Below are 13,763 nucleotides of genomic sequence, written 5' to 3' on the forward strand. Positions count from 1 at the left end.
TATGAAGAAAATTTTAGCTCTGCTGGTTATCGCACCGTTACTGGTTTCCTGTTCAGGAAACAAAAGCAGCACCGACAATGAAGAATTTATCAAGGATACCAACGCTTTTGATATTCTGATGGGGCAATTCGCCCACAATATCGAGAATATCTGGGGCATAAACGAGGTGCTGATTGCCGGGCCGAAAGACTACGTAAAATATACCGATCAATATCAGACCCGCAGCCACATCAACTTCGATGCCGGCACCATCACCATTGAAACCATTGCGCCGACGGACTCCACCGCCAGCCTGCGCCAGGCGATTATCACCACTCTGCTGATGGGTGACGACGCCACCAACACCGACCTCTATTCCGACGCCAACGACATCCAGATCAGCCGGGAGCCGATGCTGTACGGCCAGGTGCTGGACAACACCGGCCAGGCCATCCGCTGGGAAGGCCGCGCCGCCAGCTTTGCCGATTATCTGCTGCAAAACCGGCTGCAGAGACGCACTTCCGGGCTGCACGTTATCTGGTCCGTCACCATTCAGCTGGTTCCCAACCATCTGGACCAACGCGCGCACAAATACCTGCCGCTGGTGCGTAAGGCCGCCGAGCGCTATGGCATTGAAGAGTCGCTTATCCTGGCCATCATGCAGACGGAATCCAGCTTCAACCCCTATGCGGTAAGCCGTTCCGACGCTCTGGGACTGATGCAGGTGGTACAGCACAGCGCCGGCCGCGACGTGTTCAAAATGAAAGGAAAATGGGGGCAGCCGAGCCGCAGCTATCTGTTCGATCCGGAAAACAACATTGATGCGGGCACCGCCTATCTGTCGATTCTGAAGAACAGTTATCTGGCCGGCATCAACAACCCCACCTCGCGCCGCTATGCCGTGATCACCGCCTATAACGGGGGCGCGGGCAGCGTACTGCGGGTGTTCTCCAGCGACAGAAGCCGCGCGGTAAGCGTTATCAACAATATGTCGCCGGGCGAGGTATACGACACGCTGACCACCAAACATCCGTCCGGCGAGTCGCGGCGTTATCTGTACAAAGTGAATACCGCGCAGAAAAATTATCGCCGCTAGCGCGTAACCGCCGGCAATATCGGCCGAGCCTGCGGCATCATTATCCGCAGGCTCGGCATCATTATATCACCGCTTATCAAAGGACTGGCATGCCTGCGATACCATTGCCTTTTATTACCGCGTTCCTGTTGATGGTACTGTTTTTGCGCTTTCGACGTTTAAACGGCAAAAAACGCGCCGCAAGAACAGCAACCGCGTTTGTCGCAACCAGCTGTCTGGCCATCACCCTGTGCGGATTACGCTGGGGAACATCGCTTGCGCCGCCCCCTTTTTTGCAGCCGATCGCCGCCTCCGCAATACCTCCGCTGTTTTGGCTATGCATGACATCGGCTGAATCTGACCGGACGCAAAACGTATGCCGCTTCTGGCATCTGCTGCCAGTGGCCCTCGTCGCGGTTCTGGCGATAATGAAAACGAACCTACTCGATTTATCACTGGTGATGATTTACGGCGGCTATGGCATCGCGCTGATTTACGCGGCACGCGGCTCGTCATCTGACCAGCCTTTATGGCAGAAGACGACGTTTCTGGCCGGCGTTTACTTTATCCTCTCCGGCATGGCGGATATCGCCATCGCGCTTGATTTGGGTATGTTTGGCGGTCGGCGGGCGCCGCAGATTATCGCCGTCGCCCATATCGCCACGCTGATGGTTCTGACGTTTCTGATAGTGACCAGGAATGCCGCCCCGACGGTAATATCAGCGACAGGACGAGGCATTTCCGCAGTACCTCCAGCCAGCCCCGACGACCGGACGCTGGCCGATAAGCTGGATCAATTTATCCGCATCAATAACCTCTACACCGACCCAAATATGACGCTCCAACGCCTGGCAAGGCGGATGGGCATACCCGCCAGGAAAATTTCGGAAGCCATTAATCGCGTCCACGGGCGCAATATCTCTCAGGTAATGAATGGCTACCGTATTGATGAAGCGAGGCGATTGCTCAGCCAGACGGATTCACGTATCACCGATATCATGCTGGCCTGCGGTTTTCAGACAAAATCAAACTTCAATCGAGAGTTTTTGAAATCCACGGGGATAAGCCCCAGCCAGTGGCGACGCGCCAACGCTTCATCAGCATCCGCTACTTCCGTTGCCATGCCTGCGCCAGAAAGCCGTCGATCTTCTCGATCAGCGCAAGATGAATAGCCTCACGGGAGCCCGCTGCGCCATCCGTGCAGATAATGCCTTCACCCGGCTCTGACGCATTGATGAGATCTACCGCCCCCGGCTTGCAAAGTTGCATAAAGCTGAAATGCGTGGCCGCGGCGACTTCCCAATATTGGGACGTTTTTTCCGGCAGAAACTTCATCAGATACTGTGATTCAAGCGAGGCCGGAAGAACGGGATCGGGAACACCGGCGGCGATAATCAACACGGGCAACGTCACGGCGGCCAGGCTCGCCGGGGTAAACCCTCTTGCCAGTCCCAGATCCAGTGAAACCGCCGCGGTAATCCGTTTGTCCCGCGCGGATTCGCCAAGCTGCGCCCTCGCGGTGGCGCCTTTCCCTACGCCCATCGCCTGATAGATCTTACAGGAAGCGAGTTGCGCATGTGTCAGGCAATCTTTTTCAAACTGCTCAGCGTTAAAACGCGCCCCGGCAATGGCTAACGCCGTCCACCCGCCCAGTGAATGCCCGACGACGGCAACCCGATCGGATGCCGTATTCCCTGCGATATCCGGTTTTTCCTGCAAAGCGGTAATCACCCGGCTGATATCGTTGGGACGCAGCCAGAGCTCGGCCGCTACCGCCGGATTCATATCCATAAAAGTCGTGCCGGGATGGTTCGGCGCCGCCACCACATACCCTTTTTGCGCCAGCGCGTGGGCCAGCCAAAGCTGATTGCGCCAACTTCCGCCATAGCCGTGGGAAAGAATCACTAAAGGATGTAAACCGGCCTGCGGCCGTGCCTGCTTAATCACCGGCACGCCGAAGAACGCGGGATTTTCGCCAAGCGATTCGCTTTCCCCGATCGCCGCCGTCGGATACAGCACCGCCACGCTAAGCGCGCGCCCGTTCTTTCCGTCGGCCAAATCAAGATGCCGGTATCCCACTGACTGAGAAGCCAGCGCAGGAAAACACACCAGCCAGCCCCAGATAAAAATGATAAATGCAGATTTCATTACAAGACACTCCGTATTTATAAAGATAAACAAACAGCGTCTTTTTACTGAGAGCGCACGCCACGCGCGACCTGAAACGCTATTCAGTACCTTTTATTTTCCAGGATAGCCTTTCTTCTGCTTAAGTCTTCAGCACTGGCGAACCGGACAAACCAGTAATTTTTTATAGACGACCGGTCTATTAACAAGTTAGAGTAGGCGCATGAAAACGACACGCAAAGCTGAACTCACCCGCCAACATATCCTCGACATCGGTCGCAAGCTGGTGCTGCGCAAGGGGTTTATCGGGGTGGGTCTGAAGGAAATACTCGACGCCTGCAACGTGCCCAAAGGTTCGTTCTATCACTACTTCGCGTCCAAGGAACAATTTGGCTGCGAACTGCTGGAGCAGTACGTCAGCGATTATCAACAGCGCCTGGAGCTGTTGCTGGCGCCGGACGCCGGCAGCGGGCGCGAGCGCCTGATGCGCTATTGGACGGCATGGATCGACGATCCGCTGCTGGGCGGCTGGGCCGAGCAGTGCCTGGTGGTCAAGCTCGCCGCCGAAATCGCCGACCTGTCCGAGGACATGCGCCTGATCCTGTGCGATGGCGTAACGCGGCTGGTGGCGCGCATTGCAGCAACGGTGGCGGACGGCCAGCGCGACGGCTCGCTGCGCTCGGCGCAGGCGCCGCTGGCTACTGCTCAGATGTTGTACCAGCTCTGGCTGGGCTCCGCCCTACTGTCTAAACTGAATCAAGACCCGGCGCCGTTGCGGCAAGCGTTAGCGACCACCGAATTACTGCTCACCGCGACGGGCAGCGTGGCTGACACCCGCTCGCCTTGATGCTGCTCAGTGAAATTCACCCCCCAAGGAATTGTTGATATGAATATTTTGATTGTTCTCACCTCACACGACCGCCTTGGCGATACCGGCAAGAAAACCGGTTTCTGGCTGGAGGAATTCGCCGCCCCTTACTACGTGTTCAAGGACGCCGGCGCAAATCTGACGCTGGTTTCGCCGCTGGGCGGTCAACCGCCGCTGGATCCCAAAAGCGACGAACCGGAAGCGCAGACCGCCGCCACCGAGCGTTTCCGTAAGGATCCGCAGGCGCAACGGGCGCTGGCCAACACCGGTAAACTGGCCGACGTGCGCGAAGCCGATTTTGACGCCGTATTTTATCCCGGCGGCCACGGCCCGCTGTGGGATCTGGCTGAAGACGCCGACTCGATCGCGCTGATTGAAGCTTTCAATCGCGCCGGTAAGCCTTTCGGGCTGGTCTGCCACGCGCCGGGCGCACTGCGCCGCGTGCGCGCCGCCGACGGTCAGCCCCTGGTTAAAGGGCGCAAGGTTACCGGCTTCTCCAACAGTGAGGAAGAGGCGGTGCAACTGAGCAATGTGGTGCCGTTCCTGATTGAAGACGAATTCAAGCGTCAGGGCGGCCGGTATGAGAAAGGCGCCGACTGGCAGCCCCACGTCGTCATCGACGGTCATTTGATTACCGGGCAGAACCCCGCCAGTTCCGAAGCGGTGGCCGAAGCCTTAATCAACCAGCTGTCTTGAGCGACCCTTTCCCTTTTCAATACTTTTTGGAGTCAATAATGAACTCTCCCATTACCGCGGCAACGCTGGCCGCAGCCGTAGCCGCGATGAAACAGGCGCACATTCAGGACGGTCCGGCCAGCGCCGAGTTACGCCGCGACCGTCTGACCCGCGCCGCGCAACTGCTTACCCGGCACCACCGGGAACTGGCGGCGGCGATCGGCGCCGACTATGGTCATCGCAGCCCCTATCAGAGCCTGTTGGCCGACGTATTGTCTGCCGTCGATGCGTTGCAGTACGCCGCGGAAAATCTGCAGCAATGGATGCAGGCCGACGAACAGCCGGCCCCGGCCCCTGGAATGCAGGCCCGCGTACAGTACCAGCCCTTGGGCGTGGTCGGCATCATCAGCCCGTGGAACTTTCCGCTCAACCTGGCTTTCAGCCCGCTGGCGGGGGTATTTGCCGCCGGCAACCGCGCGTTGATCAAGCCGTCCGAGCTGACCCCGCGTACCGCTGAACTGCTGGCCGAACTGATTGCCCGCTATTTCGATCCGCTGGAGCTGACCACGGTGCTCGGCGATGCCGACGTGGGCGCGGCCTTCAGCGCGCAGGCTTTCGACCATCTGGTATTCACCGGCAGCACCGGCGTCGGCCGCCATGTGATGCGCGCCGCGGCCGAAAACCTGGTGCCGGTGACGCTGGAGCTGGGCGGCAAGTCGCCGGTGGTGCTCGATACCGATGCCGATGTGCAGGTAGCCGCCGAGCGAGTGCTGACGATCAAGACCTTCAATGCCGGTCAGATCTGTATTTCTCCCGACTACGTCATGCTGCCTGAAGGCGCCCGCGATGCTTTTGAGCAACACGCCCGCCGTTTCATCGCCCGGACCTTCCCGACGCTACAGGGCAACCCGGACTACACCGCAATCGTCAGCGATCGCCATTTCCAGCGCCTCCAGGGTCTGCTGGACGATGCGCGCGCCAAGGGCGCCACGGTCATCGGGCTGGAACCGGAAAACGAAGTCAACGCCGATGCGCAAACCCGCAAGATGGCGCCGACGCTGGTGTTCGACGTCACCGATGAGATGCTGGTGATGCAGGAGGAAATATTCGGTCCGGTTCTGCCGATCAAGACTTATCGCCACGTTGACGAAGCGCTGGACTATATCAATGCGCATCCGCGTCCGCTGGCCGCCTATTACTTCGGTCAGGATCCGCTGCGTCAACAGCGGTTCGGCGAACGCACCACCTCCGGCGCGCTGGTGATCAACGACGTGATGACCCACGCCTCGGTCGAGAGCGTGCCATTCGGCGGCGTGGGAGCATCGGGAATTGGCGCCTACCACGGCATCCACGGTTTCCGTCGTTTCAGCCATGCCAAGGCGGTGGTGGTGCAGAGCCCGGGCGGAGAATCCAATCTGCGTATGCGCGCGCCCTATGCCGCCGGCCTGGCGGAAATAGAAACCCTGCTGGCGGCGGCCTCCTCAGCCAATATCAACGGACAAAAGAAAAGCGGGTAAAACCGGCCGACAGAGGCAGATTCATCGCCTATACCACTGAATTTTTAAGTGAAAAAGCCTCTTACGCGGCAGGCTGGATGGATTTCCTCGACTGGGCGATAGCAGGTATCGTGGATATCAGCGCGGTGGCGCTCTACATGCACTATTGGGAAATCTTCGCCGCTATCGGCATCACTGCCGGTGAATGTAAAAATCCCGCAAACGGTGCTGCCTAAAGCGCGGGAGCAGGAGTCGGCCGCCGCCTGATGGCGCAGCGGAGATCAGCAGGCCCGGTTCCCCGGGCCTGCTGTTTTTATCGCTCGATCACGTAGCCATAAAGACGTTTAGCGCCGTTTTCCTCCGCGACGCTGTAAACCCCTTGCAGTTCGGGCGAAAACCCCGGCAGCAGGTTGATCCCGGCTTCCAGCGCCAGAAAATAACGCTGCACCGCCCCGCCCCACACTTCCCCCGGCACCACGCACAGCACGCCCGGCGGATAAGGCAAGGCGCCTTCCGCCGCGATGCGGCCCGCGGCCCCGGCAATGGGCACCAGCTCAATATTGCCGCGCACAAAGGCGCTGTTTGCCTCCTGCGGCAACATCTCCGCCGGCGGGAACGTGTCTTTACGGAACATCGCTTTTTGCAGGTCTTTTACCTTGTGGCCGGCGTAAAAATCATGCATCTCCTGACACAGCCGACGCAGCGTGTAGCCCTGATAGCGCCGTTCATATTTCTGATACAGACTCGGCAGAACCTCGCTCAAGGGCGCGTCCCGAGCAATAAGCTGCTCGAAATAGACGATGGCCTCAACCAGGCGCTGCATTTTGATGCTGTCTTCCGCCGGCGTCAGCAGGAACAGGATCGAGTTCAGATCGCACTTTTCAGGGATGATGCCGTGCTCGCGCAGGTAGTTCGCCAGAATGGTCGCCGGAATGCCGAAGTCGGTATATTCGCCGCTGGCCGCATCAATGCCCGGCGTGGTTAACAGCAGCTTGCAGGGGTCGATAAAATACTGGTCCTGAGCATAGCCGTCAAAGGCGTGCCACCTTTCACCCGGCTCAAAATTAAAGAAGCGCACATCATGGGCGATAATCTCCGTGTCGTGATCCTGCCAGGGGATCCCCGCGACCCTGGGCGGCACAAACGGCTGAATCAAATCACAGCGCGCCAGCAGCTGTTTACGCGCCTCGATACCGGTTTTCACACACTCCAGCCACAGGCGACGTCCGCTGGTGCCCTCATGCATTTTGGCATTGACATCCAGCGCGGCGAACAGCGGGTAGAAGGGGCTGGTGGAAGCGTGCAGCATAAACGCATTGTTAAAGCGCTTATGGTTGCAGAAACGCCGCTGCCCTTTGATGTGGGTATCTTTCTTATGTATCTGCGAAGTCTGCGAAAATCCCGCCTGCTGTTTATGCACCGATTGGGTGACAAAAATACCCGGATCGTTTTCATTCAGATCCAGCAACAGCGGCGAGCACTGCTCCATCATCGGAATAAACTGTTCGTACCCCACCCAGGCGGAATCAAACAGGATGTAGTCGCACAGGTGGCCGATGCTATCAACCACCTGACGCGCGTTATAGATCGTACCGTCATAGGTGCCGAGCTGGATCACCGCCAGACGAAACGGACGCGGCTCATCGGCGCGTTGCGGCGCGACTTCTCTCACCAGCCGACGTAAATAGGCTTCATTGAAACAGTGCGCATCGATCCCGCCGATAAAGCCGAAAGGGTTGCGTACCGTTTCCAGATAAACCGGCGTTGCCCCGGCCTGGATCAGTGCGCCGTGATGATTGGATTTATGATTGTTGCGATCGAACAACACCAAATCGCCGCGGGTCAGGAGCGCATTGGTCACCACTTTATTGGCGGCGGAGGTGCCGTTCAGCACAAAATAGGTTTTGTCCGCATTGAACACGCGGGCGGCGAATTTCTGCGCTTTCTTGGCCGCGCCCTCGTGGATCAGCAGGTCGCCCAACTTGACATCGGCATTGCAAATATCCGAACGGAAAATATTTTCGCCGTAAAAATCAAAAAACTGCCGCCCTGCCGGGTGCTTACGGAAAAACTGCCCCCCCTGATGCCCCGGGCAGGCGAAGGTGGTGTTCGCCATATCGACATACTTGATCAGGGTATCGAAAAACGGCGGCAGCATCGTATCCTGATACGCCTGCGCCGCGCTTTCCAGCATGGCGGCATGCTCGCCGGCGTCGTCCAGCGGCAACCACGCGCTGCCGACCGGTAATATATCGGACGGGGAGTCCGCGTCATTATTCGGTACGACGAAAGTCGGAATGGTAAAACCGGTATGGTGCAATAACGACAGGATCCCGCTGCGCGCTTCCTCAATAGAGACCACCACGGCCGCCACATCGGTAAAGTCGGTCTGACTTAGCGCAACAATTTCACGCGCCGTGATTAAACGGCCGGCAAGCGCCGCATTAGCCGCAATTTTTAACTGTTTCATTTAACCAAACCCAAACGGTTAAGGATGAGTGTACGTGCCCGGAAGACACGGCGCAGGGATAACAATCCCGACCAATCACAATGCCCGATCGATAACGCCAAGCGCACGATCCCTACAGCCATAACTGTAGGTGAAGAATGGATAAACTGGAGCCAGCACCATCCGATAGACATCAGTAAAATCAGAGTAAAACTCTATTTTTAATCATGCCTAACAGTGAGCGTACGAACGCCTCACCGCATGGTGGCGAAGGAGGATAATCGAAGAGACGAAGAGAGGCGGCTGAAACGGGCGGCATAGCGCGACATCATCAAAGATCCGGTGCGGTAATCCGGCACCATGAGCAATGAATCCGACATATCAGCAGCCCCCGTTAACCACAGATGAACAGAGCGTTCAAATGAACTGAAAGTTAAAAACCGCGCAATATTGGCATTCTTTTTCATCAAATTCAAGAAACGCCCGGCCCCAATTTTGTATCCAAGCCGGGCATGGCGGCAAAAGGCGCCACTGCCAGGAAAAACCATAACCGCACCCACTGGCAAACGGGCGAACAAAACCTGACGCCATTATTGCCTGAAAATAGAGCAGGCATGCGGCTTTGTGACAGAAACCCGTTGACGACGCCCGGCCAATACGGTTTAATTCGCCCCGTTGCCCGGATAGCTCAGTCGGTAGAGCAGAGGATTGAAAATCCTCGTGTCCTTGGTTCGATTCCGAGTCCGGGCACCACCTTTCCTTTTTTATGCCTCCTTATCAATTCCTATGTGCATGTAATTCAATAAGTTGGCGTAAAAATCTTTCCCGATGCGTTTTGATTTATCCCTTCGTATCCGGAAAATTTGGGGTCAGATTGCGGGTCGTTCAGTTCGATGAACGAAGGAGACCCTCACATGGCCCTGAATGACAGTAAAATCCGCGCAGCCAAATCCCGCGCAAAATCCTACAAACTTACCGATTCGCAAGGTCTGTACCTGACGGTATCCGCCAGCGGCGCTAAGCTATGGTATTTCCGCTATCGCTTCGGCGGTAAGGAAAACCGTCTGGCCTTTGGCCGCTATCCTCAGATTACGTTGGCGGAAGCCCGTGAAAAGCGCGACGCGGCGCGTAAGCTGCTGGCGTCCGGCCTCTGCCCTTCCTTGATCCGCAAAACGGATAACACCGCCGTTGATGAATCCCGCACCTTTCAGTACATCGCCACCACATGGCACACCAGTTGCCTTAAGCTCTGGTCGGACGCTCACGCCGATAAGATCCTCACCTGCCTGAAACGCTACGTTTTCCCCGCGATCGGTGCGATGGATATCGCTCTGATTGAGACCCGGCATCTGGCGCAGTTGGTTAAAACCATCGACGATAAAGGCGTGCATGACGTCGCCGGGCGGGTACGCCAGCATCTGACCAAAATCATGCGCCACGCGGTACAGCAGGGCGTAATCAAATACAATCCGGCTTACGATTTGGACGGCGTCGTGCCCCCGGTTGTGACCCAACACCACCCCGCCCTGCCGCTGAAACGCCTGCCTGAACTGCTGGCGAAGATTGACAACTACAAAGGCCAGATGCTGACCCGTCTGGCGCTGGAACTGAATCTGCATGTTTTTCTGCGCTCCAGCGAACTGCGTTTTGCTCGCTGGGATGAATTCAATCTGAAAGCGCATATCTGGAGCGTGCCCGCCCAGCGCGAAGCGGTAGACGGCGTGCGATTCTCAGAGCGTGGCGCAAAGATGAAGGATGAACATCTGGTGCCGCTGTCACGGCAAGCGGTCACCCTGCTGAAACAGATTCAGGCGATTTCCGGTGAGTCGGTCTTCGTTTTTCCGGGCGCGCATACCCTGAACAAGCCGATGAGTGAAAACACCATCAACAAGGCGCTGCGCGTGATTGGCTATGACACCAAAACCGAAATCTGCGGCCACGGCTTCAGGACCATGGCCTGTAGCGCCTTGAACGAGTCCGGACGCTGGTCAAAGGATGCCATCGAGCGGCAGATGAGCCACAAAGAACGCAACGGCGTGCGGGCGGCTTATGTGCATAAAGCGGAGCATCTGGAAGCCAGAATCGAAATGATGCAGTGGTGGTCGGATTATCTGGACGTCAACCGTGAGGGCTACGTCGCACCATATATTTATGCGCGACAGCATAAAGCCTCTGGTACAGCCTAACGGTTAATTCTCTGACAAAAGCAGATCCTGATGCGAGGGATCTGCTTCTTTGCTTTCTAAAAGGTTTTACCTTCTTATTTTTAACGATCAATCGGGAAACGCCTAAAATTATTCCGGCAGAATATTTTTAGGTCGTTACCTATCAATAAGGGAAATTTTTGAGGTATAGCTTATCGTCATTGCGACGATAAAAAATCTGCACCACAGGCTGATTTTCTGCCGACACGATACTGCGCCAGAACCCGTATTCCGGCCAACTGAACCAGATTCCTGTTGCCAGAAAGTCGCAGCTCTGCACCAAAGCATTGTCGAACGAACATCGAACTGCGCCAATCACGACCTTTTCAGCCCTTTGGCCCTTTCCGGTTTGGCGCTGTTACCCTTAGCCTTCCTTTTCCCTTTCGCTGCACCAGAGACAAGAATGCCCCATCGTTTCAACGCCCATAAACCTGCGCCACATAACGCCCACGCCCGTCGCCGTGGCCTAAATCCATCGCGACCAATGCCAGAGCCTCTTTTTCACTGAATCTCTGCGCCAGGTAATGGCGAATGGCATCCTGCGCCCAGGCGTAGCGCAATGAATGCGGGGAATATGCGCCGGTCAAGCCGATACGCGACGCCTGACCGTGCCAGTATTTCATCGCGCTTTTCAGATCGGGCTTATCAATCAGCCTGCCGTTGCGTTGTTCCGCCACAGCTAACGCATTTTCCAGCGCTTTTCTGACTGCGCCAGCATCCAGAATTACCGTTTCGCGAGGCCGTCCGCCTTTGGTGCCGAAAACGATGGTCAGCCGGGTTTCATCACGCTCCAGCGCCTGTTTCCATGTCCTAAGCGATTGCGCACACTGCACTGCTTCCTGAGAGCGCAATCCCATCAACCTTGAAAGCTCCAACACCGCAGCCATGCCCGCGTCTTTTGCACGAATGGTTTCCAGCACCTGCCAATAATGCTCCGCCGTGATGGCCTGCCGAGTACCGTTGCGGGATGCGCCGGATAAGCCGAGCGATTTATTAGATAGCCGTTCACTGGCAGCCAACCGATCACGCCCGGCCTGCTTCAGCAGACAGCGGAGCGCTGCCATTTCGTTTTGCAGGCTGCGTTTCGTTATACCCTGTTCCAACCGTTCACGAACGTAGCTTTCAATATGTCGGGCTTTCAGTTGCTCCACCCGCCGGATCTGCACATTTTGCGCCAGTAAGCGCTCACAAAATCGCTGCGCCAGCGCCATACGGTCATGAACGGTTTTATGACTGCCGCCCGCCAGCCGCGCCAGCGTTTTCATTTCCTGCTCCAAAAGACTCATTTTTGCATGTCCACTTTTCATGATTGCCGCAAAATCCAAAACAGATACAACCTTCCCCGGCGCATAGGCCGATAGCCCCTGATTTTTGTCGGGCTGCGAACGATACCTGAGCGCCGGGGCGGCAGCCGTTGAGGTGTTGCGGGGCTTCGGTGGTGCTCTCTGAGCAGCCGCCCGCTTGCGCGGGTTATCCCCCGGATCGTCCTGATCCCCCTCCGGTATCGGTTCAAGTTCTCCTGTGAGTGAAAGTGGGTTTAGTTAAGGTGTCAGAATCCCGCCGTGCGTTGGCGCAGTTGAATTGTCTGGTGCAGTCAAAAGGAGCTGGTGCGTCACTTTCCCGCTTGGCGCGGTTAAAGTGACGCACTGGACTGGCTCAGTGATTGAAAATTGAAATTTTGGTGCAAGATTGCGGCCACGCGGCAGCGAAGTCTGACAGCAGCCCGTCACGCCGCTTATAGATTGGAGCAGAGAGTGAAGGATGACCTTAACCATCGGTAGGATGGCCCGGCGGTTTACAAAGGTAGCCGCCGGTAAGGGATTGACCATCCTGATTCATCAGGCGCTTCTCTCAGGTCGTGAAGCATTTTGTGCAGGCGAAAACTTACACCCGTGGCAACAAGGCAGAAAGGGAAAACTGTTTTTTGCTTTTATAGAGTTGTTTGTTGGTTTTTTAGTCATTTTATGAGTGACAAACTGCCGCGCTTCGCTTGCCTTCTCCCGTCCCGTTATCCGCGTTCACCGATAACGGGACGGGAGATATTTTTTACTTTAGTGCTCCTCTGGCTTGCGGTAACGGAAAGGCCAGATTTCCGCAGGCGCAACACCCAACGCTTCCGCAATCAGCCGTTCTCCCTTGGGCCAGTGTTTTGTCAACGCATTCGCCAGCGTGGAAGAGGCTAGCCCCGCGTTACGCGAAACCGCCGCCAGCGACGTTCCCCGCTTTTTCAGCGCCGCAATAATATCGGCGGGATGCCAATCCTGTCGATTCATGCAGCCTCCTCATTAATACATTTCACACCGTCGGCGGTACGTATCCAGCGCGGGGCTTTCAGTTCAGCAGCAAAGTAATCAACCAGTTCCGCCAGAAGCCAACGCAATTGTTCTTCCGCTTGTGGTGGAAACATCCGGCAAAGCAGAAGTTGAGTCAGGGTAAAACAGTAATCGCAAAGCGTATCCGCATCGGGGGCAAAACGGGGAGAATTTGTGGGCAAGGTATCAACGGTCAGGCTGTCTATCAGGTGAGGCGGAATGGGATCGCTTAGGCCCGGTTTCAGCAGCGCAAGACCGGCGGCAAGCCGACCGCAGAGAGCCATCTTCAGCGCCGGATCGTAGCATTCCGCCTGAGTATCTGCGCACTTTTCACAATGCTCGGCCAGCACGGTAAAATCTGTATCGGCATTAAAAGGGTGGGTAAGTAACGGGTGAGTCTGGTTGAGGGTTGTAGCCATAATGGCAGCCTCCAGTGAGAAGTTAACTTATAACCACCACCAGAGGTTCCAATCTCAGGGTGGTGGACTGAACGGGGTTGGAACTACCGGCCTCACTGAAACCGGCGCACCTTGCGGTGCCCCCGCCCAGCCCACCATAATTTGGGTGTAGCTAAACGC

The 13,763-nt window shown here is 56.6% G+C and carries 13 protein-coding genes, 1 tRNA gene and 1 pseudogene; 9 read left to right on the top strand and 6 right to left on the bottom strand.

Annotated features, from left to right (window positions below; all coding sequences use genetic code 11):
- The first annotated feature begins 1 nt into the window (after position 1).
- Positions 2–1,075: a membrane-bound lytic murein transglycosylase MltC gene (mltC, locus tag EH206_RS17760; protein WP_009114201.1), complete on the top strand. Its 1,074-nt coding sequence runs from the start codon at positions 2–4 to the stop codon at positions 1,073–1,075.
- An 89-nt stretch (positions 1,076–1,164) separates the two neighbouring features.
- Complete coding sequence (locus EH206_RS17765) at positions 1,165–2,226, top strand: helix-turn-helix domain-containing protein (RefSeq protein WP_009114202.1); 1,062 nt, start codon at positions 1,165–1,167, stop codon at positions 2,224–2,226.
- Here EH206_RS17765 and EH206_RS17770 read toward each other — a convergent pair.
- Positions 2,162–3,202 (bottom strand): alpha/beta hydrolase family protein, encoded by a 1,041-nt coding sequence (locus EH206_RS17770; protein WP_009114203.1) that lies wholly within the window; start codon positions 3,200–3,202, stop codon positions 2,162–2,164. The two genes, EH206_RS17765 and EH206_RS17770, sit on opposite strands and share 65 nt — an antisense overlap.
- Positions 3,203–3,404: 202 nt before the next feature.
- Between EH206_RS17770 and EH206_RS17775 the strand changes: the two genes are divergently transcribed.
- The 4 genes and pseudogenes from EH206_RS17775 to EH206_RS23445 all read left to right on the top strand — a co-directional run.
- Positions 3,405–4,028 carry a TetR/AcrR family transcriptional regulator gene (locus EH206_RS17775; RefSeq protein WP_009114204.1) on the top strand — a complete coding sequence of 208 codons (624 nt, stop codon included), beginning with the start codon at positions 3,405–3,407 and terminating at the stop codon, positions 4,026–4,028.
- A gap of 39 nt (positions 4,029–4,067) precedes the next feature.
- Positions 4,068–4,745 carry a type 1 glutamine amidotransferase domain-containing protein gene (locus EH206_RS17780; RefSeq protein WP_009114205.1) on the top strand — a complete coding sequence of 226 codons (678 nt, stop codon included), beginning with the start codon at positions 4,068–4,070 and terminating at the stop codon, positions 4,743–4,745.
- 38 nt (positions 4,746–4,783) lie between these two features.
- Complete coding sequence (locus EH206_RS17785) at positions 4,784–6,241, top strand: coniferyl aldehyde dehydrogenase (protein ID WP_009114206.1); 1,458 nt, start codon at positions 4,784–4,786, stop codon at positions 6,239–6,241.
- A gap of 14 nt (positions 6,242–6,255) precedes the next feature.
- Positions 6,256–6,408, top strand: a pseudogene (locus EH206_RS23445) (amino acid permease); the annotation flags it as partial.
- Between the two features lie 125 nt (positions 6,409–6,533).
- On the opposite strand, the gene EH206_RS17795 reads toward EH206_RS23445, so the two are convergent.
- On the bottom strand, positions 6,534–8,690 hold the full coding sequence (locus EH206_RS17795; RefSeq protein ID WP_009114207.1) for an ornithine decarboxylase: 2,157 nt from the start codon (positions 8,688–8,690) through the stop codon (positions 6,534–6,536).
- Positions 8,691–8,923: 233 nt separating this feature from the next.
- A complete protein-coding gene (locus EH206_RS17800) occupies positions 8,924–9,247 on the bottom strand; it encodes a hypothetical protein (RefSeq protein ID WP_136163998.1) in 324 nt (107 codons plus the stop codon).
- A 99-nt stretch (positions 9,248–9,346) separates the two neighbouring features.
- On the opposite strand from EH206_RS17800, the gene EH206_RS17805 reads away from it, so the two are divergent.
- Both EH206_RS17805 and EH206_RS17810 read left to right on the top strand, forming a co-directional pair.
- Positions 9,347–9,422: transfer RNA gene (locus EH206_RS17805), tRNA-Phe, on the top strand.
- Positions 9,423–9,583: 161 nt separating this feature from the next.
- Positions 9,584–10,855 (top strand): tyrosine-type recombinase/integrase, encoded by a 1,272-nt coding sequence (locus tag EH206_RS17810; protein ID WP_009114274.1) that lies wholly within the window; start codon positions 9,584–9,586, stop codon positions 10,853–10,855.
- Positions 10,856–11,289: 434 nt separating this feature from the next.
- On the opposite strand, the gene EH206_RS17815 is transcribed toward EH206_RS17810, so the two are convergent.
- The gene (locus tag EH206_RS17815; RefSeq protein WP_009114275.1) at positions 11,290–12,159 is read right to left on the bottom strand and encodes an integrase domain-containing protein; all 870 of its coding nucleotides are present in this window, start codon (positions 12,157–12,159) and stop codon (positions 11,290–11,292) included.
- A 475-nt stretch (positions 12,160–12,634) separates the two neighbouring features.
- Here EH206_RS17815 and EH206_RS17825 point away from each other — a divergent pair, with 475 nt between their 5' ends.
- Complete coding sequence (locus EH206_RS17825) at positions 12,635–12,841, top strand: hypothetical protein (protein ID WP_040343412.1); 207 nt, start codon at positions 12,635–12,637, stop codon at positions 12,839–12,841.
- Between the two features lie 83 nt (positions 12,842–12,924).
- Here EH206_RS17825 and EH206_RS17830 read toward each other — a convergent pair whose 3' ends face one another.
- Together EH206_RS17830 and EH206_RS23450 are read right to left on the bottom strand one after the other, a co-directional pair.
- Positions 12,925–13,146 (bottom strand): helix-turn-helix domain-containing protein, encoded by a 222-nt coding sequence (locus EH206_RS17830; RefSeq protein WP_009114276.1) that lies wholly within the window; start codon positions 13,144–13,146, stop codon positions 12,925–12,927.
- Positions 13,143–13,604: a hypothetical protein gene (locus tag EH206_RS23450; RefSeq protein WP_009114277.1), complete on the bottom strand. Its 462-nt coding sequence runs from the start codon at positions 13,602–13,604 to the stop codon at positions 13,143–13,145. The genes EH206_RS17830 and EH206_RS23450 overlap by 4 nt, the downstream gene beginning before the upstream one ends.
- Positions 13,605–13,763: the final 159 nt, after the last annotated feature.

Origin of the sequence: Brenneria nigrifluens DSM 30175 = ATCC 13028 (genome assembly GCF_005484965.1) — a bacterium.
Taxonomy (GTDB): domain Bacteria; phylum Pseudomonadota; class Gammaproteobacteria; order Enterobacterales; family Enterobacteriaceae; genus Brenneria; species Brenneria nigrifluens.

Bases quoted from the DNA above. Each gene is read 5' to 3' on its own strand.
- EH206_RS17770 (WP_009114203.1), bottom strand. From the start codon at position 3,202: ATGAAATCTGCATTTATCATTTTTATCTGGGGCTGGCTGGTGTGTTTT.
- EH206_RS23450 (WP_009114277.1), bottom strand. From the start codon at position 13,604: ATGGCTACAACCCTCAACCAGACTCACCCGTTACTTACCCACCCTTTT.
- mltC (WP_009114201.1), top strand. From the start codon at position 2: ATGAAGAAAATTTTAGCTCTGCTGGTTATCGCACCGTTACTGGTTTCC.
- EH206_RS17780 (WP_009114205.1), top strand. From the start codon at position 4,068: ATGAATATTTTGATTGTTCTCACCTCACACGACCGCCTTGGCGATACC.
- EH206_RS17795 (WP_009114207.1), bottom strand. From the start codon at position 8,690: ATGAAACAGTTAAAAATTGCGGCTAATGCGGCGCTTGCCGGCCGTTTA.
- EH206_RS17830 (WP_009114276.1), bottom strand. From the start codon at position 13,146: ATGAATCGACAGGATTGGCATCCCGCCGATATTATTGCGGCGCTGAAA.
- EH206_RS17815 (WP_009114275.1), bottom strand. From the start codon at position 12,159: ATGAGTCTTTTGGAGCAGGAAATGAAAACGCTGGCGCGGCTGGCGGGC.
- EH206_RS17785 (WP_009114206.1), top strand. From the start codon at position 4,784: ATGAACTCTCCCATTACCGCGGCAACGCTGGCCGCAGCCGTAGCCGCG.
- EH206_RS17775 (WP_009114204.1), top strand. From the start codon at position 3,405: ATGAAAACGACACGCAAAGCTGAACTCACCCGCCAACATATCCTCGAC.
- EH206_RS17810 (WP_009114274.1), top strand. From the start codon at position 9,584: ATGGCCCTGAATGACAGTAAAATCCGCGCAGCCAAATCCCGCGCAAAA.
- EH206_RS17825 (WP_040343412.1), top strand. From the start codon at position 12,635: ATGACCTTAACCATCGGTAGGATGGCCCGGCGGTTTACAAAGGTAGCC.
- EH206_RS17765 (WP_009114202.1), top strand. From the start codon at position 1,165: ATGCCTGCGATACCATTGCCTTTTATTACCGCGTTCCTGTTGATGGTA.